This window comes from Stutzerimonas sp., assembly GCF_982611455.1.
In genome coordinates, this window is sequence record NZ_CEXBBO010000043.1 from 1 (window position 1) to 18,081 (window position 18,081).

13 protein-coding genes and 1 pseudogene are annotated in these 18,081 nt (G+C 59.5%); all 14 read left to right on the plus strand.

Annotated elements, in window-relative coordinates:
- The first annotated feature begins 400 nt into the window (after positions 1-400).
- The 14 genes and pseudogenes from tssA (at position 401) to AC2LD7_RS19515 (ending at position 18,065) form a co-directional block, all read left to right on the plus strand.
- Complete coding sequence (gene tssA, locus AC2LD7_RS19450; protein WP_484599319.1) at positions 401-1,963, plus strand: type VI secretion system protein TssA; 1,563 nt, start codon at positions 401-403, stop codon at positions 1,961-1,963.
- Positions 1,964-1,996: 33 nt separating this feature from the next.
- On the plus strand, positions 1,997-2,503 hold the full coding sequence (gene tssB / locus AC2LD7_RS19455) for a type VI secretion system contractile sheath small subunit (RefSeq protein WP_484599320.1): 507 nt from the start codon (positions 1,997-1,999) through the stop codon (positions 2,501-2,503).
- Between the two features lie 25 nt (positions 2,504-2,528).
- Entirely contained in the window at positions 2,529-4,007 is a 1,479-nt protein-coding gene (gene tssC, locus AC2LD7_RS19460) for a type VI secretion system contractile sheath large subunit (RefSeq protein WP_484599321.1), read from the plus strand.
- Positions 4,008-4,189: 182 nt separating this feature from the next.
- On the plus strand, positions 4,190-4,594 hold the full coding sequence (tssE, locus tag AC2LD7_RS19465; RefSeq protein ID WP_484599322.1) for a type VI secretion system baseplate subunit TssE: 405 nt from the start codon (positions 4,190-4,192) through the stop codon (positions 4,592-4,594).
- Positions 4,595-4,604: 10 nt separating this feature from the next.
- Positions 4,605-4,877: pseudogene (locus AC2LD7_RS19470) on the plus strand (PAAR domain-containing protein); the annotation flags it as partial.
- Between the two features lie 31 nt (positions 4,878-4,908).
- Positions 4,909-6,699 (plus strand): type VI secretion system baseplate subunit TssF, encoded by a 1,791-nt coding sequence (gene tssF / locus AC2LD7_RS19475; protein WP_484599323.1) that lies wholly within the window; start codon positions 4,909-4,911, stop codon positions 6,697-6,699.
- Positions 6,663-7,670, plus strand: coding sequence for a type VI secretion system baseplate subunit TssG (gene tssG / locus AC2LD7_RS19480; protein ID WP_484599324.1), 1,008 nt, complete (start codon positions 6,663-6,665; stop codon positions 7,668-7,670). The genes tssF and tssG overlap by 37 nt, the downstream gene beginning before the upstream one ends.
- Before the next feature lie 10 nt (positions 7,671-7,680).
- Positions 7,681-10,284, plus strand: coding sequence for a type VI secretion system ATPase TssH (gene tssH, locus AC2LD7_RS19485; RefSeq protein WP_484599325.1), 2,604 nt, complete (start codon positions 7,681-7,683; stop codon positions 10,282-10,284).
- A 10-nt stretch (positions 10,285-10,294) separates the two neighbouring features.
- Complete coding sequence (locus tag AC2LD7_RS19490) at positions 10,295-11,803, plus strand: sigma-54 interaction domain-containing protein (RefSeq protein WP_484599326.1); 1,509 nt, start codon at positions 10,295-10,297, stop codon at positions 11,801-11,803.
- Between the two features lie 13 nt (positions 11,804-11,816).
- On the plus strand, positions 11,817-13,931 hold the full coding sequence (locus tag AC2LD7_RS19495; RefSeq protein WP_484599327.1) for a type VI secretion system Vgr family protein: 2,115 nt from the start codon (positions 11,817-11,819) through the stop codon (positions 13,929-13,931).
- A 42-nt stretch (positions 13,932-13,973) separates the two neighbouring features.
- Positions 13,974-14,849, plus strand: coding sequence for a DUF4123 domain-containing protein (locus AC2LD7_RS19500; RefSeq protein ID WP_484599328.1), 876 nt, complete (start codon positions 13,974-13,976; stop codon positions 14,847-14,849).
- A complete protein-coding gene (locus AC2LD7_RS19505) occupies positions 14,846-15,598 on the plus strand; it encodes a hypothetical protein (protein WP_484599329.1) in 753 nt (250 codons plus the stop codon). Before AC2LD7_RS19500 ends, AC2LD7_RS19505 begins: the two co-directional genes overlap by 4 nt.
- 7 nt (positions 15,599-15,605) lie before the next feature.
- Positions 15,606-17,741 carry a lipase family protein gene (locus tag AC2LD7_RS19510; RefSeq protein WP_484599330.1) on the plus strand — a complete coding sequence of 712 codons (2,136 nt, stop codon included), beginning with the start codon at positions 15,606-15,608 and terminating at the stop codon, positions 17,739-17,741.
- Between the two features lie 189 nt (positions 17,742-17,930).
- Positions 17,931-18,065: a type VI secretion protein gene (locus tag AC2LD7_RS19515; RefSeq protein WP_484599331.1), complete on the plus strand. Its 135-nt coding sequence runs from the start codon at positions 17,931-17,933 to the stop codon at positions 18,063-18,065.
- The last annotated feature ends 16 nt before the right edge of the window (positions 18,066-18,081 follow it).

The window sequence follows — 18,081 nt, forward strand, 5'->3', positions numbered from 1 at the left end:
CGGAGAAGGTGCGCATTATAGGCACTCAGAACATCACGTCAACGGTTGTTTTGCATTTTCTTAATGGCGGTTTGCGCAGCCGATTATCGAAGTGACTGAGGAAGCCCATCACACAGGCGCCCACCTATTCATTCTGCCTAAACGAACACGACTAGAGCCAAGCATTTAAGTTCACAGGGGAATCGATCCATAAGGTCAACCACTACTCATCTTGGACGCCAATCTTGCCCCGCCGAACATCACAAAGCCTTAGATGGAAACCACTTCACAGTCATCCTCAGCCTTCCTGCGTAGGATTCGCACCTCATTGACGTGCTGGTTATTGCACGTAGAAGTCGTTGCGCATGGAGCGCCCTGCTAACAGCAACAATGCTAAAGCAGACATCAGTTGAGTCACGGAATGACGTTTTCTAGCAAGCTAGCCGCCCATGCCTTGGCGGTAGCAAAAACTCCAATCTCGGCAACCTGCTTCGCGGGCGATGATGTTCGCTATGCCGCTGAGTATGAGGGGCTGGAGCAAGAGCTTGGCAAGTCGGCGTCTTTGCACGCCGCCGGGTCCGTCGATTGGGAGGCCGTGCGTGAGGGTAGTGAAAGCCTGCTAAGCACCCAGACAAAGGATTTACGAATCGCTGCATGGCTGACTTGGAGCCTGTATCAACGCGATTCATTTCTCGGATTGCATGCCGGCCTGGCCGTGCTCGGCTTCCTCTGCCGCGACCATTGGGAAGAACTTCACCCACGCAAGGACCGCACCCGTGCTGCTGCGATCAACTGGCTGGTCCCCCGCATGGAACAGGTGCTGGCCGATCATGTGCCGATGGGCGAACAGCTCCTTCTATTCAAACAGATCGCGGTCGAACTACGCAGCCTCGAAAGCTGCCTAGCGACACACCTAGGGACACAGGCGCCGCTTCTTTTACCGCTATGCCGTCGACTTGAGGAAATGGTCAAGCGAGCTGGTGCTGCGCATCCGCAGCCAGGTGCTGTTGGCGCAGCTATCGCCCAGGTCAAGCAGGCTGCGGCTCAAGTGTTTACCGTCACCACACCGGTTGAGCACGAGAAAGATGCACACAAGAGTCTGCGAAGCCTACAGGATCAGGCCCGACCGCTATGCAACTGGTGGCTGAAGCAGAAAGCCACCGATCTCAAACCACTGCGCCTGGCCCGCACTCTGCTGTGGCTGCCCATAGATAGCCTTCCCGAGCGCAACCCCGAGCAGATCACGGCTCTGCGGGGCATTCCCGCTGACAAGCTTGCCAGCTATCGCGAGCGTTTCGCCCAAGGCCTTTATGCCGATCTTTTGGCAGACCTGGAAGCCAGCATCGCCCGCGCGCCCTTCTGGCTGGACGGTCAACGCTTGGCCTGGGAGTGCCTGAACGAGCTGGATGCCGAGCAAGCGATGCGCGAGGTGGAGATCCAGCTCGCGCTATTCCTGCAGCGCATGCCGGGTCTCGATGAGCTGCGTTTCCATGACGGCACAGCATTCGCCGATGCAGAGACGCGTGCCTGGATCAGTGCGCGAGTGCTGCCCCATGTCGTGCCCGCGCAGGTCCTGAGCGAATCGCTCAGCAACCAGCTCGGCGCGACACCCGCCTGGGAAGAAGCCCTGCAGGGTGTGATTCCGCATCTTCGCAAGGATGGCCTCAAGAGCGCGGTACAAAAACTCAAGCTGGGCCTCAACCAGGCCCACGGTGGACGCGAGCGTTTCTTCTGGCAACTGACGTTGGCCCGGTTGTGCTTCCAGGCCAAGAAATACGATCTCGCCAAGACCCAGCTCGAATCCCTCGATCAGACGCTACAGGCCTCTGGCCTCGGCGACTGGGAACCCGATCTCGCCCTCGAGGTGCTGCGTCTGTTGCATAGCTGCTGTGAGCTGCTGCCGCAGAACCACGCCGTGCGTGAAAGCAAGGATGAGATTTACCGCAGGCTGTGCCACCTCGACCTCGAAGTGGTACTCGATTAGGCCCCCGGGCCGTAAACACAAAGGAGAAGACCCATGGCCAAAGAAGGCTCGGTAGCCCCTAAAGAACGCATCAACGTCACTTTCAAGCCTGCCACTGGCGGCGCTCAGGAAGAACTGGAGCTGCCATTGAAGTTGATGGTACTCGGCGACTTCACCCAGCGCGCCGACAATCGCAAGATCGAAGACCGCAAGCCTATCGCCATCGATAAGAACAGTTTTGACGAGGTGCTGGCCAAGCAGGAGCTGAACCTGACCTTTTCGGTACTCAACCGTTTGCAAGACGAGGCCACCGACGAAGAGCTGGCCGTGCAGCTAAATATTAATTCGATGAAGGACTTCAACCCGGCCAACCTGGTCGAGCAGGTTCCGGAGCTGAAGAAGCTGATGGAACTGCGCGACGCCCTAGTCGCTCTGAAAGGCCCGCTGGGTAACGCCCCAGCCTTTCGCAAGGCGATTGAAAGTGTGCTCGCCGATGACGACTCGCGCGATCGTGTGCTCGGCGAGCTGGGCCTCGCCGCGAAAGAACAATTGGACGCCTGAAACTCTCGACAAGGAAAGCTGAACCATGAGCACTAGCGCAGCAGCCGTCGCAAGCAATAACAATCTCGCCGACCTCGGCATCCTCGACCGTATCATCGCAGAAACCAAGCTGACCCCGGATGACGAGGCCTACGGCATCGCCAGGCGCGGCATATCGGCCTTCATCGAAGAGCTTCTCAAGCCGCAAAACGAGAACGAACCAGTCAAGAAGGCCATGGTCGACCGCATGATCGCGGAAATCGACGCCAAGCTCAGCCGGCAGATGGACGAAATCCTCCACCACCAGCAGTTCCAGGCCCTGGAATCGTCCTGGCGCGGCCTGAAGCTGCTGGTCGATCGCACCAACTTCCGCGAGAACATCAAGCTCGAAGTCCTTAACGCTTCCAAGCAGGACCTGCTGGATGACTTCGAGGACAGCCCGGAAGTGGTTCAATCGGGTCTGTACAAGCACATCTACACCGCTGAGTACGGCCAGTTCGGTGGCCAGCCGGTCGGCGCGCTGATCGCCAACTACTTTTTCGATCCGAGCGCACCGGACGTCAAGACCATGCAGTACGTGGCGTCCGTCGCCAGCATGTCCCATGCGCCGTTCATCGCCGCTGCGGGTCCGAAGTTCTTCGGTCTGGAAAGTTTCACCGGTCTGCCGGACCTGAAGGATCTCAAAGACCACTTCGAAGGCCCGCAATTCGCCAAATGGCAGAGCTTCCGCGAGCAGGAAGACGCCCGTTACGTCGGCCTGACCGTCCCGCGCTTTCTGCTGCGCAACCCCTATGACCCAGAAGACAACCCGGTCAAATCCTTCGTCTACAAGGAAAACGTGGCCAACAGCCACGAGCATTACCTGTGGGGCAACACGGCCTACACCTTCGCTAGCCGCCTGACCGACAGCTTCGCCAAGTTCCGCTGGTGCCCGAATATCGTCGGCCCGCAAAGCGGAGGTGCGGTAGAAGACCTGCCACTGCACCACTTCGAGAGCATGGGCGAGATCGAAACCAAGATTCCGACGGAAGTTCTGGTTTCCGACCGCCGTGAATACGAACTTGCCGAAGAAGGCTTCATCGCCCTGACCATGCGCAAGGGCAGCGACAACGCCGCGTTCTTCTCAGCCAACTCCGCACAGAAACCGAAGTTCTTCGGCAACAGCGAAGAAGGCAAGAACGCAGAGCTCAACTACAAGCTCGGTACCCAGCTGCCTTACCTGTTCATCGTCAACCGCTTGGCGCACTACCTCAAGGTACTGCAGCGCGAGCAGATCGGCGCCTGGAAAGAACGCACCGACCTGGAGCTGGAACTGAACAAGTGGATCCGCCAGTACGTGGCCGACCAGGAGAACCCAAGCTCTGAAGTCCGTAGTCGCCGCCCGTTGCGCGCCGCGCAAGTCGTGGTCAGCGATGTGGACGGAGAGCCGGGCTGGTACCGCGTGAGCCTGAACGTGCGCCCGCACTTCAAATACATGGGTGCCGATTTCACCCTGTCGCTGGTTGGTAAGCTGGACAAGGAATGAGGTTCTACCCATGAGCAAAACACACCGGCATTGCCGTTCTGAATTGCGCCAGGCAAGGCGCGAGCCCCGTGGTTTGGTAGCTCCAAACAAGGGGCGAGCAACGCAGCATGTCGCAATTCAGGACGCAACCCGCTGGGACGCGCAGCGTTGCCTCCGTGTTTTGCTCGTGGGGAGAACCTGAGATGGCCTACGGCAGCCTTTTCGAACGCCTCGGCGGTGACGCCGACAAGCGTGTTGGCTGGAGCCGCGAAGTCGCGGCAATGGCTTCGGTGGCTGCCCATCTGGCCAAAATGCTCAGCACCCGGGCGGGCAGCGTGCAAACGTTGCCCGACTACGGGCTGCCCGATTTGAACGATATGCGCCTGTCGCTGCACGATTCGTTGCAACAGGCGCGTATCGCCATCGAACGCTTCATAGAAGCGTACGAACCCCGCTTGAGCCAGGTCCGGGTGATATCCCTACCCCGCGACCACGATCCACTGAGCCTGTCATTCGCTATCGAAGGCCTGCTGGAAGTCGACGGCTTCAAGCCTCACGTGAGTTTTTCCGCGAGCCTGGATGGCAGCGGACAAGTGAAAGTGCACTAAGGAGAGCCTGATGTCCGGTAAACCCGCAGCCCGCCTGGGCGACCCCACCGATTGCCCGAAGAAGGGCCACGGCACCAACCCGATCACGGCTGGCTCCTCCGACGTACTGTTCGATGGCCTGCCCGCTGCGCGCATGGGCGACCCGACCGCCTGCGGCAGTGCGCTTGCCAGCGCGGTGATTCCAACCGTACTGATCAACGGCAAACCGGCCACCACAGTGGGCACTACAGGTGATCACGGCAATCCGGTGATTGCCGGCTCCGCCACCGTGTTGATCGGCAGCTGATGATGCGTTTTACAGAGATGACCCGCTGATGTCTTTCAACCACTACTACCAGAGCGAACTGACCGCCCTGCGCCAACTCGGCAAGCGTTTCTCCGAGCGCAGCCCGGCGCTGGCGCCGTTCCTCGGCCAGGCCGGGCGCGACCCGGATGTCGAGCGGCTACTGGAGGGCTTCGCCTTCCTGACTGGGCGGCTACGACAGAAGCTCGACGACGAGCTGCCGGAGCTGACCCACTCGCTGATGCACTTGTTGTGGCCGAATTACATGCGCCCGCTGCCGGCGTTCAGCATGTTGCAGTTCGACCCGGTCAAGCGACCTGGGCCAGCGCTGATGGTGCCGCGCGATACTCCTGTCGAATCGAAACCCATCCAGGGCGTAACCTGCCGCTTCCGCACCGCCTATGCCACCGAAGTTCTGCCGCTTGCGCTCAATGCGCTGGAGTACTCAGTCAAGGGCGGTGGCGCGCTGCTCAATTTGCGCTTGGCGATGACCGCTGATGGCCATCTGGGCGAGTTGAACCTCAAGCAGCTGCGCTTGCACCTGTGCGGCGAGCGCTATATCAGCCAGATGCTCTACCTGAGCCTGCTGCGTCATCTCGACGACATCCAGCTGGTGGCGCTCGACGGCGAAGGCAAGCCCTTCACCGATGCCCTCGACGTGCCGCTGTCGGCATTGCGGCTAGATCCGGCGCAGCTGCACCCGGTCGGTTTCGCCGAGGATCAGGCGCTGATCCCCTACCCGCTCAATACCTTCCGCGGTTACCGCTACCTACAGGAATACTTTGCCTTCCAGGAGAAATTCCTGTTCGTCGACCTGCTGGGCCTCGATGCCCTCAAGCGGCTGCCTGAGGATTTGCTCAAACAGGCGCGCGGCTTCGAGCTACGCTTCGATATTCGCAAGGCCGGCGTGCAGCGCATCCGACCGAGCCTGGATAACGTGCGGCTGTATTGCACACCGGTGGCCAACCTCTTTGAGCACGACGCCATCCCGGTTCGCCTGGATGGCAAGCAGGACCAGTACCTGTTGCGACCATCCGAACTCGATAGCAACCAATGCGGCGTGTTCTCGGTTGATCGGGTTACCGGCTGGAAGCCAGGCGGCATGGGTTACGAGGAGTACGTGCCGTTCGAATCCTTCGAGCATGACCCAAGTTTCGACGTGCCGCTTGCGCGGCCGCACTACAGCGTACGCCAGCAGCCTTCGATGCTTGGAGACGGGCTGGAAACTTATCTCAGCTTCGGTCTGCGTAAGCTCGACCAGCACGAAACGCTTTCCATCGAACTGACCTGTACCAATCAGAACCTGCCACGGCAGTTGGGGCTCGGCGATATCTGCCTGCCCAGCGAGAACACGCCGGAATTCTTAACCTTCCGCAACATCAGCGCCGTGACCCCCAGTTATGCGCCGCCGCTGCATCGCGATTTCCTCTGGAAGCTGATCAGCAACATGTCGCTCAACTACCTGTCGTTGGCAAACGTCGAGGCGCTCAAGGTGATCCTTGAGACCTATGACCTGCCGCGTTATTACGATCAGCACGCAGAGAAGGTCAGTAAGCGTCTGCTCGGCGGCTTGAAGGGGATCGGCCATGAGCATGTCGATCGTCTGCATCGTGGATTACCTGTGCGTGGCGTGCGCACCGAACTGGAAATGGACCCCGACGGTTATCTGGGTGAGGGCGACCTGTTCCTCTTTGCCTCGGTACTCAATGAATTCTTCGCGTTGTACGCCAGCCTCAATTCGTATCACGAGCTACGCGTACGGAGCACACAAGGAGAGGTGTATCAATGGACGCCGCGCATGGGGCAGCAGCCCCTGCTCTAAACGGGATCAGCCGGGGCATCCGCGAGTACAGCCTGTTTCAGAGTGTGCTACTGGTGCTGGACCGGCTCAAGGCCGCACACCCAGATCTGGACGAGGAAGCCCTCTATGAGCGCTTGGAGTTTCAGGCCAACCCGAGCCTCGGTTTTCCGGGCAGTGATGTCGATCACGTGCAATTCTTCGAAGAGCACGGCGAATTGCGCGCGCGGCTGCGCATCAATCTAGTCAGCCTGTTCGGCGCCGGTTCGCCGTTGCCGGCCTTTTATGGCGAACAGGCATTAGGCGACAGCGTGGACGGTAACCCGACCCGTGAATTTCTCGACCTGTTCAATAACCGTCTGCAACGCCTGATGTTGCCGATCTGGCAGAAGTATCGTTACCGCGCACGCTTCACCAGCGGCGCACGGGATCCGCTGTCCGAACAATTGTTCGCCCTGATCGGCCTGGGCGGAGAGCAGATCCGCGCCGCCTCGGAATTGAATTGGAAGCGCCTGCTGCCCTATCTTGGCCTGCTCAGCCTCCGTGCCCACTCGGCCGCGTTGATCGAATCGGTGCTGCGCTATTACTTCAAGCACGCTGATATGCGCATCGAACAATGCCTGGAGCGTCAGGTCGAGATTCTCGCTGAGCAGCAGAACCGCCTCGGTCGCGCTAACAGCCAGCTCGGAGAAAGTGTAGTGCTGGGCGAGCGGGTGCGCGACCGCGGCGGCAAGTTCCGTATCCATATCCGCCAGCTCAGCTGGCACCGTTTTCACGAATTCCTGCCAATCGGGACCGGCTATCAGCCGCTCTGTGCGCTGGTGCGCTTTACTCTGCGCGATCCGCTGGATTACGACATTCGCCTCGAACTACGCCAGGACGATATTCGCGACCTACGTATCGGCGCGGACAACCTTTGCCGCCTCGGTTGGACCAGCTGGCTTGGCAGCGAACGCGCCGACGGCGTGGTCACTCTAGGCAGCCAAACTCATTAAGGACGATGAAATGATCAACATAGATCTGCAACAACTGGTTCAGGCACTGGATGCCGAGACCAAGCGCGATCTGGAAGCCGCTGCCGAACGCTGCGTAGTGCGCGGCGGCAGCAAGGTTCTCGTAGAAGACTTGCTGTTGGGCCTGCTGGAGCGGCCCGAAGGGTTACTCAACCGAGCCTTGCAGGATGCCGACGTTGAGCCCGGCGCCTTGGCCCAAGCGTTGCAATCACGCGGCGAGCACAGCGAGTCGCGCAACCCGGTGTTCTCCTCAGAGCTGGTGCAATGGCTGCAGGACGCACTGCTGGTTGGCAGTCTGGAGCTCGGCCAGAGCCAGATCAATCAGGCCGCGCTGATACTCGCTCTGCTGCGCAATCCGATGCGCTACGCCGGCAGCCACTACCAACCATTGCTGGCCAGGCTGAACGCCGAGCGCTTGCGTGAGTTCGCCGTGGCCCAGCAACCGCAACAGGGCGCGGGCAAGCCGGCCGCAACGGGCGAAGCCAATTTGGCGCGTTTCACTCATAACTTCACTCAGCAGGCACGCGACGGCGAGCTCGATCCAGTGCTGTGCCGTGATGCGACGATCCGCCAGATGATCGACATCCTTGCCCGCCGACGCAAAAGCAATCCGATCGTGGTCGGCGAGGCCGGTGTCGGCAAGACCGCCATCGTTGAAGGTTTGGCCCTGCGCATCGTCAGTGGCGAGGTGCCGGACGTACTCAAAGGCGTCGAGCTGCTGTGCCTGGACCTCGGCCTGCTGCAAGCTGGTGCCAGCGTCAAAGGTGAATTCGAGCGTCGACTGCAAGGCGTGATTGATGAAGTTAAAGGCTCGCCCAAACCGATCATTCTGTTCATCGACGAAGCCCATACCTTGATCGGCGCCGGAGGTCAGGCCGGCAGTGGCGACGCCGCCAACCTGCTCAAACCCGCCTTGGCGCGTGGCGAGCTGCGCACCATCGCCGCCACCACTTGGAGCGAATATAAAAAGTACTTCGAAAAGGATCCGGCCCTGGCCCGCCGCTTCCAGCTGGTGCAGTTGCATGAGCCGACAGTCGACGAGGCGGTGACTATTCTGCGCGGCCTTGCTCCGGTCTACGAAAAAAGTCATGGCATCTACCTGCGTGACGACGCCGTGGTCGTGGCTGCCGAGCTGTCGGCCCGCTATCTCGCCGGCCGCCAGCTTCCCGACAAGGCGGTCGATGTGCTGGACACCGCCTGCGCCCGGGTGCGCATCAGTCTCGCCGCCGCCCCGGAAGCGCTGGAGCGCCTGCGTAGCGAGATCGCCGAAGGTGAACGCCAGTACGAAGCTCTGCGTCGGGATCTGGATGCCGGACTGAAAATCGACCTCGATTCGCTCAACGGACTCGAAGCGCGCTTGGCCGACGCCCGCACCGAGATTGATCGGGTACAGACGCGCTGGACCGTCCAGCGTGAACTGGCCGAGCGCCTGCTTGAACTGCGCAAGCAATGCGCAGCCGCGCGTCTCGCTAGCGTTACCGATAAAGACGACCAGATCTGCTCCGCAAACCTGCGCCAGCTGGAAACTGAGCTGCACAAAGTCCAAACCGAACTGGCGAGCGCCCAGGCCAGCGAGCGCCTGGTCAGCCATGAAGTCTGCCCGCGTCTGGTGGCCGAAGTGATCAGCCATTGGACCGGCGTGCCGCTCAGCCAATTGGCCCGAGAGCACAACAGTAAGGTACTGACATTCGCCAGCGACCTACGCCGGCGTGTGCGCGGCCAGGAGCAGGCCGTCGAAGCCCTGGACCGTTCCATGCGCGCCACGGCCGCTGGCCTAAACCGCGCTGATGCACCAGTGGGCGTATTCCTGTTGGTCGGCCCCAGCGGCGTCGGCAAGACCGAAACCGCGCTAGCGCTGGCCGACCTGTTGTATGGCGGCGAACGCTTCCTTACAACCATCAACATGTCCGAATTTCAGGAAAAGCACAGCGTGTCCCGGCTGATCGGCGCCCCGCCAGGCTACGTCGGCTATGGCGAAGGCGGCATGCTCACCGAGGCGGTGCGGCAGAAGCCTTATTCGGTGGTGCTCCTCGATGAGGTCGAAAAGGCCGATCCGGACGTGATGAACGTGTTCTATCAAATTTTCGACAAGGGCGTCGCCAACGACGGCGAAGGCCGCGAGATCAATTTCCGCAACACCCTGATCCTGATGACCAGCAACCTCGCAAGCGAGCGAATCACCAGTCTTTGCCAGGACGGCCTGCGCCCAACGACCGAAGATTTGGAGCAGGCCATTCGCCCGGCACTAACCCACCACTTCAAACCGGCCCTCTTGGCACGCATGCGCGTGGTGCCCTATTACCCGGTGCAGGGCGAAGTGCTCAGCGAACTGGTGACATTGAAGCTGTCGCGCTTCGCCGACCGCCTGGCCCGCCGCCAACTGCATTTCAGCAATTGTAATGCTCTGGTCAACCACCTCGCCGAGCGCTGCATCCACAGCGACAGCGGCGCCCGGTTAATCGACCATCTGATCGACCAGCATTTGCAGCCTCAGGTAGTCGATCGCCTGCTCGACGCCATGGCCGGAGGCGATACCCTGCAAAGCGTGCACGCCACGCTGGACGGCAACGGGGCGGTGATTTGTGAGTTCGCTTAAGGAACCTGTAATGAGCGGCCCGGTACTGTCGGCGCTGACCCAGACGGAATGGTTGCTCGGACATTTCGCTACGCTTGCCCGCTCAGCCACGAGCGAGGCACTGTTAAACGGAGTTGCCGAGGCGGCCGCATTGCTCGCTGCCTGTCCCGTCAGCCAGTTGTACTTGCTGGACGACTCCCACACCCAACTGAATCTGTCGGCGCAATGGTGCGAAGGGCAGCGACAGCCCAATAAAGTCGCAAGCATCACTTGCGACTATCACGACGAGCAGCTGCTGCAATTCAGCCTTTGCCAGAACCAGAGGCTTTGCATCGATGAGTTGGATGCCGGTCTGCATCAAGTGAGCTTTCTGCCGGAAAGCGTCCGGTCATGGCGGAGCCTTCTTTGTCTGCCGTTACAGGACGAGCAGCAGCGAGTCTGTGGCCTATTGCTCGTCGCCCACCATCGGCCGCGCGACCTCCAAGGCATCGCGGAGGCTTTGTCCCACCTCGGTGCATTCGTGATCGCACAGCTGCAAATGCTGCGACGGTCGAGCAAGCCATCGATGGAAAATATCAGCGCACCAATCAAACCCTGCGCCAGCGGTTATGGCCTGATCGGCGACAGCCCACGCATGCACGCCGTGTATCGACTCGTCAGCAAGGTCCTGCACAGCCCGGTAAGCGTTCTGCTGACCGGCGAAACGGGCACCGGTAAAGAATTGGTCGCCCGGGCAATTCATGATTGCGGTTATCGGCGCAGCAAACCGCTTATCGTCCAGAACTGCGCCGCGCTCCCGGAAAATCTTTTGGAAAGCGAGCTGTTCGGCTACCGGAAAGGTGCTTTCACCGGTGCTGATCGCGACCGCAACGGGATTCTCGATGCGGCGAACGGAGGCACCTTGTTTCTCGATGAGATCGGCGATATGCCGTTGATGCTTCAAGCCAAACTGCTACGCGTTCTACAGGAAGGCGAATTTCGCCCGATAGGGTCGACCGAGACCCACAAGGTCGATGTGCGGATCATCGCCGCGACGCATCAGGATCTGCGCAAGCGCGTCGAAGAGGGCCGTTTTCGCGAAGACCTATTTTATCGTCTCTCGCTCTTCCCCATCGAACTGCCACCGCTGCGTGAACGTGGCGAAGATATCCTGCGCCTGGCGAGGCACTTTGCCGAGAAGGCTTGCGCCTTCCTGCAGCGCGATCTGTGTCGATGGTCGGAAGCAGCACTGGAACAACTGGCAAGCTATGCGTTTCCGGGCAACGTCCGAGAACTCAAAGGCATCGTCGAACGCGCCGTCCTGCTGTGCGAGGGCAACGAGCTGCTTCCCGAGCATTTCAACCTGCATACCAGTGGCGCCGTCGAACAGAGCGGTATGGGCCTGCGCCAGCGATTGGAGCGTGTCGAGCGCAATCTGCTGATGGATTGCCTGCGCAAGAACAGCGGCAATCAGAGTCAGGCCGCCAGAGAGCTGGATCTGCCACGTCGCACATTGCTCTACCGCATGGAACGACTCGGCATCAGCTCAGCAGATATCTAAGGACGGAAGAACCATGTACAGCCCGGCCAACGAAAGCGCCTTTAATCTGACCATCGACGGCGTTAGTCACGATCTCCAAGTATTGCAATTCCAAGGCCACGAAGCACTCTCGCAGCCGTTCGCGTTCGATATAGAACTGGTCAGCGATCGGCCGGATCTGGATCTCGAAGAGTTGCTTTACCAAACTGCATTTCTGCGCCTCTCGCCTGCCGGCACCGGCATCCATGGAATTATTCATGCCGCTGGCCAAGGCGAATCCGGCAAGCGTCTGACACGCTACTGGATAACTCTTCGGCCGCGGCTGTTCTATCTATCCCAGCGGAACAATCAGCGTATCTTCCAGCACCAGCGTGTCGATCAGATCATTGCCCAAGTTCTGTCCGTTCATGGCATTCAGGCCAATGCTTTCCGCTTCCAGCTCGGTTCGGTGTACCCGGAACGCGAATACTGCGTTCAGTACGACGAAAGTGATCTGCACTTCATTCAGCGACTGTGCGAAGAAGAAGGGATTCATTATCACTTTCAGCACAGCGCCTCTGGCCACGTGTTGGCCTTCGGCGACGACCAGACGGCATTCCCCAAACTGATGACGGTGGCCTATCAGCAAGATTCCGGACTGGTCGCCGACGAACCCGTGATAAATCGCTTCGGCCTACGTATTGAAACCCGCACCAGCCGCGTCACCCGTCGTGACTATGATTTCGAGAAACCACGGCTGCTCATAGAAAGTGCATTCCAAAGCGAGTTCAGCCCTGATCTGGAGGACTACGATTATCCTGGCCGCTTCGTCGAGCGTGAGCGCGGCAAGCATCTGGCCAAACGCGCGCTCGAACGCCACCGCAGCGATTTCGAACTAGCCGAAGGCGAAAGCGATCAACCGCAGTTGATCAGTGGCCATTTCTTCTCGCTCGCCGAGCATCCACGTGGTGACTGGAACCAACTCTGGCTACTCAATGAAGTCTTTCACCAAGGCAAGCAACCGCAAGTCCTGGAGGAATCGGTTGCCTCCGACACCACCGGACAAGCTCTGTCGTTACTCGGGGGAGATGGCTGGGGCGAGGAGCAAGTCGGCGACCCGGAATTCCACCAAGGCTACCGCAATCGCTTCACCGCCACCCCTTGGGACATTCCCTTCCGCCCGGCCTTGAAACATCCCAAGCCCAAAATCCTCGGTAGCCAGACAGCCATCGTAACCGGCCCCGCCGGTGAAGAGATTCACTGCGACCAGTACGGGCGAGTAAAGGTGCAATTCCACTGGGATCGCGAGGGCCAGGTTGACGACAAGGCCAGTTGCTGGCTGCGCGTCTCCTCAAGCTGGGCTGGCGACCGCTACGGCGCTATTACCATTCCGCGGGTTGGCATGGAAGCGCTGGTCACTTTTCTCGAAGGCGACCCCGACCAACCGCTGATCACAGGTTGCCTGTATCACAAGGAACATGCGGTCCCGTATGACCTGCCGGCGAACAAGACCCGCTCGGTATTCAAAACGCTGAGCTCACCCGGTGGCGACGGCTACAACGAACTGCGCATCGAGGATCGCAAGGGCCAGGAGCAGATCTACATCCACGCCGAGCGTGATTGGGACGAAAATATCGAGCACGACCAGAAGATCCGCATCGGCCATGAACGCCACGACACGGTGGAAGCCAACAGTTACAGGGAGTCCAAGGCCGAAGAACACCGCACCACCCACCTGGATCGCAAGAGCGAAATCCGCGCCAACGACCACCTGAGCGTGGGCAACACCCAGCATGTGAAAATCGGCACCGGGCAGTTCGTCGAAGTCGGCAACGAAATCCATTACCACGCTGGCAGCAAAGTCGTCATCGAAGCCGGCATGGAACTCACCGCCACAGGCGGCGGCAGCTTTCTGAAACTCGACCCGAGCGGCGTGACCCTGAGCGGCGCGAGTATCAAGATCAATTCGGGTGGGTCGGCGGGTAAGGGCACGGGGCTGAAAATCCTGAGACCTGTAATTCCCTGGGCAGCGGATGCGGATAGCGCAGGTGAAAAGCCCCAGCTCGCGCTGGCCAACGCTCAACTGCAAATGGCTCGCAAAGCAAGACAGATCGGCGCAAGTCGCTGCCCCATCTGCGAAGCGTGCAGGGATGGCGTCTGTGACGTGTGATCTCCTGCTTTCGATTCACCTTTGGACGACATGGAAACTCTCATGATCCCTGCACAGCACGAGAGCCCGACAGCGACAATATGCGAGTGGATCGCCGAACAAGTTGCGCAACAGCGCGAATTCCTCTTGATCCTCGACCGTCTCGCCGAACCAGACCCCGTCGAAGAACTCTTCCGAGCAGGTCTGATGGATAGCTACGTAAATATTTATCAGGGCACTAACTATGGCGAGATGGATAGTGTCAGCCCTTGGCTGGTCCACCTGCTTAGTCCAGAGGCAGAGCCGATTCAGTCGCTACTCAACTCACCGGAGCAAAACTGGGGCTGGCTCGCAAGCGCCGAGCAACTCGACCTGACCGTCCTCACCCAGCACTGGCGCGACCGGATGTTGATCGAAGAATACGGGCAATGCTCGCTATACCGTTTCCAGGACAACCGCGTCATTGCTCGCCATCTCCGCGAAATGGATGAGGCCCAGCGCCCGCTTTTGCTCGGCCCTCTTATCAGTGCCCTGTGCTGGGATGGCCAATGCTGGCAGCGCTTCGATAATTCACGGCCAGACCAGTACCCTGCGCCGTTCGAGACGCCATGGCTGGCGGTAGCCGAACCGGAAACGGTGCAACACGACACCAAGCGACACAATCTGGAGCTCTGGTTGTGGCAGAACCATTCAAGCGCCACTACCGATCTGGCCGAAACTCGATTGCTGAGTGACTGGCTGGACCAGCAACTCAACAAAGCCAGACGCTGGAATTGGCATTCTCAAGAACACCTGCATTTCTTGCTGCGCCACCAACTCGACCCCGCGCTTGCCGAACACCCAGCATGGGCTCCCGCCGAACATGAAACGTCGGAAGCACATTTCGCCCGGGTCAGCGAACTGCTTTCAGCAACCAATGCACGGAAACATCACTCATGAACCCGATCAAGAAGTTCTGCACCGGCGCCTTTCTGTGGCCGGGTCTGCTGGCCCTCACCCTTAATGCTTGCAGCGCCGTCGGCTCGCTAGGCGCTGAGTCCTTTACGCTTGAAGGCGAGTTACCTGCCGATTTTGCCCTCAAAGCACAAGCGCATTACGGCGCGGCGGAAAACTGTAACGGCCGTAGCCAAACGAAGACCTTCGAGACGGACTTCGACAGCGAACCCCATGAATATCGATTCCGCATTCCGGTGAACTACCGCGACGGTATGTGCGACATGCAGCTGGCCCGAGTCGGGCTGTTCATAAATGCCCGCTACGGCGACAAGGACTGGCAACAAACCTATGACAATGGCGGGTTGACGATCGTCGACCAGCTCCCAGCGGGTGCTCCTGCATTTCAAGCAGACGGGACTCTGTCCAAAACAGCTAAATGTTCCTGGCTATTTCAAATCAGCAAGGCGAAGTCTCGGGATGGCGAGATTAGCAAGCTACTCAGCTGTAAAGGTGCCGGAGCTTACGTAATACACGAGCAGTTGGCAGGCAGGACTGTACGTCTGGCATTCAAACTAAGCGGGGATGACCGCCCATATCTCAATGGTTACTGGCTGAATACAACGGCTGGCTGGAAGCCATGCACGGGCCGTTGGGGGACAAGATTCGAGGAGCTCTGCACGGATCCGCCGCAATACCGCACCTTCAAGATGGATGGCCGGGAATGCACGGTTTATCCACACTGCACAGAGTGAACCAAGGATGAACGACTCGGTGTTTCAAGTAGCAATTCAATGCCCCCTTCGACGCGATTGGATCAGCTTCCGTTTGGTAGATGAGCATGGTGATGGGAAGCCCTACGCTGGCCTCTCCTATCAACTGCAGGACAGCCAAGGGCAACTATATTCCGGTGTGCTAGATGGTGACGGTTATACGAGAACGGATAACCTTCATTGCGGGCCGGTTGTTCTGTCAATTTCGGACAGTTACTCCGGCGGCGACCGCTGGTACGCCACGATTTCTCGTCGAGAAAAATTCCGCATCCCCCTCACGGCACTGCAAGCCGCTGCCGAGCAATCCCCCGCAGGGCCTCGCCGTGCTGGCGGCAACACCTATCTGGCGGAAGCACGGGCGGCACAAGAACAAGCTCGCCTCCTCCGGGCAGAAGTCAGTGACTTCACCGAGACCACCAGTCACCTACCAGCGCCTGACAAAGCCTGGACGCCGAGGCCTTCCGCAGAATTGAAGCGAAACACAGGCTTGGCAACGGATCATCCAGGCATTGCGCTCGCTCCGAACCAGCATCACCTCATAGAAATCAAAGCACTCCGTGCATATAGCCCACTACTGTCTCGAGAGCCGGACTTCTGCGCACTAAACGCCTATCACCTTGCGCTGATGAGCACTTTCGTTTACGCCCCCTTTAGTACTAACAAGACCCCTTACACATCTTCTCCTCCTCCCTACGACTCGATTGGGAGTATTGGCCATGTACTTCAGAACCAGCTGGGCCGTCGAGTAAAGCCAACGCAGTTCGATACTGCCGGCCCTTATCACCTGCTTTGCGAAGAAGTCGCTTATTCGAAGCGACTCGAAACGATGCCTTACGATCCAGAGCACTACGAACACGAAGCGCAGGAAGGCTGGAAGAACCCAGAAGACGTACATTTTCTTTACGACACAGACGCGGATACACAAGCCTTCATCACGCATAACGACAAGGTAGTGCTGATCTCGGTTCGCGGCACTCAGGAGATGCTGGCAGATGCCAGCCGCGACGCTGATGCTCGTCAAGTGCCATTTGAAGATGGCGAAGGCCAAGCACATCGCGGTTTCTATGGCGGATTTCAAGCAGCGAAACCCTTTATTGAGCGTTATCTCAGTGCTTTTTACACAGGCGAGCAGACTCTAATCGTCTGCGGCCATAGTCTCGGCGGGGCGATTGCCTTGCTATTGGCAGACTGGCTGCGCCGGAAATGGTCCGACGATATTCAGCTCTACACTTACGGCGCGCCACGTGCTGGCGACGCCGCCTTCGTCAAGGCGGCGCAGCCGCTCACGCATCACCGTATCGTCAACCATAACGATCCGGTTCCGGCCGTTCCGCTGCCTTGGATGGATGCGGAGTGGAGGCTGGCCCTCCCCGGTACGGCTCTGCTGTTCAGCTCCCCAGCAGCCGGCATCGCGTTGTTGCTTGCAGGGCTCGTGAATCTTCAGGGCGACGCCTATGAGCACCACGGAGAGCAGTGGCATCTCATGCCGCGCAAGCCCGGGGGCGGGAGCGAGGCCGCGGTTCTCTGGCAGCCGGGTTGCGCACTGATCGACGAGCAGACCTGCGCACGCTACGTTGGGGAAATCGGCCTGGATGGTGATATGCCAAACCGCCTTTCGCTTTGGGGAACTCATCATTCCAGCGATAGCGGTTACGCACGGGCAGCGCTCACTAACCTGCTGCGCTGGAACGCTAGCGTCGAGGAGCGCAACGGAAAGCTCTTCACCGAGGCCGAAATTCGTGACATCTACGCCCAGTTACTGAGCACCGCCCAGCTACTGGATAGTTGGCAAGCGCGCTCATTCAATGAGTTTCGCTGGGAAATAAGGCGTAGGGGTGAGATGCGTTTCTACGGCAAGAGCGATCTGGAGCTGCGTGCAATCTACGCCGATGCGGTGGAGCAGGCGGAGCGCATCCGAGCCGAACAGAGTCCGGCGCTCACTCAAGCTCAGCAACGTCTGCTCGCCCAGGCGGAGCGCCTGGTGACACCACGTAGCGTCTTCGGCGAACACGCGGAACGGGTAGATCTTGCGGAGCTAGTAGCGCAATGGCGCGCCATTGAGGACAACCAGACCGCGGAGCGTCTAGCGGCCTTCAAAAAGGACGGCGCGAAGGTTCTTGCGTAGCGGCGGCGTCACGCTGGGGCTGGGACCCATTTATAGCCTCAGCTCTCGTTTCAGACCCGAACTCACCCTTTTTCGTGACCCCGTTCACCCACGTGCGCCCTTAGGTGAACTTCAATGCACAGCCTGAGTCCCGCTTCGCCATCTGCGTAGCGGGGCGGTTCGCCCACACGCTTTCAAGGAGGAAATCGCGTGCTAGCCCGCTATTGCGCCCTCGTTTTATTCGCTGCATCCCTCGCCCTTTCTGGTTGCTCCGGCAACTACAAGTTCAATGACGACGAATATCGCCCCTTGGGTGACCCGCTGGCAATTAAGCGCGGGCACTGACCGCTAGGAGCAGCAG

Bases quoted from the DNA above. Each gene is read 5' to 3' on its own strand.
- tssH (WP_484599325.1), top strand. From the start codon at position 7,681: ATGATCAACATAGATCTGCAACAACTGGTTCAGGCACTGGATGCCGAG.
- tssE (WP_484599322.1), top strand. From the start codon at position 4,190: ATGGCCTACGGCAGCCTTTTCGAACGCCTCGGCGGTGACGCCGACAAG.
- AC2LD7_RS19510 (WP_484599330.1), top strand. From the start codon at position 15,606: ATGAACGACTCGGTGTTTCAAGTAGCAATTCAATGCCCCCTTCGACGC.
- AC2LD7_RS19495 (WP_484599327.1), top strand. From the start codon at position 11,817: ATGTACAGCCCGGCCAACGAAAGCGCCTTTAATCTGACCATCGACGGC.
- AC2LD7_RS19490 (WP_484599326.1), top strand. From the start codon at position 10,295: ATGAGCGGCCCGGTACTGTCGGCGCTGACCCAGACGGAATGGTTGCTC.
- AC2LD7_RS19505 (WP_484599329.1), top strand. From the start codon at position 14,846: ATGAACCCGATCAAGAAGTTCTGCACCGGCGCCTTTCTGTGGCCGGGT.
- tssA (WP_484599319.1), top strand. From the start codon at position 401: ATGACGTTTTCTAGCAAGCTAGCCGCCCATGCCTTGGCGGTAGCAAAA.
- tssG (WP_484599324.1), top strand. From the start codon at position 6,663: ATGGACGCCGCGCATGGGGCAGCAGCCCCTGCTCTAAACGGGATCAGC.
- tssB (WP_484599320.1), top strand. From the start codon at position 1,997: ATGGCCAAAGAAGGCTCGGTAGCCCCTAAAGAACGCATCAACGTCACT.
- tssC (WP_484599321.1), top strand. From the start codon at position 2,529: ATGAGCACTAGCGCAGCAGCCGTCGCAAGCAATAACAATCTCGCCGAC.
- AC2LD7_RS19500 (WP_484599328.1), top strand. From the start codon at position 13,974: ATGATCCCTGCACAGCACGAGAGCCCGACAGCGACAATATGCGAGTGG.
- tssF (WP_484599323.1), top strand. From the start codon at position 4,909: ATGTCTTTCAACCACTACTACCAGAGCGAACTGACCGCCCTGCGCCAA.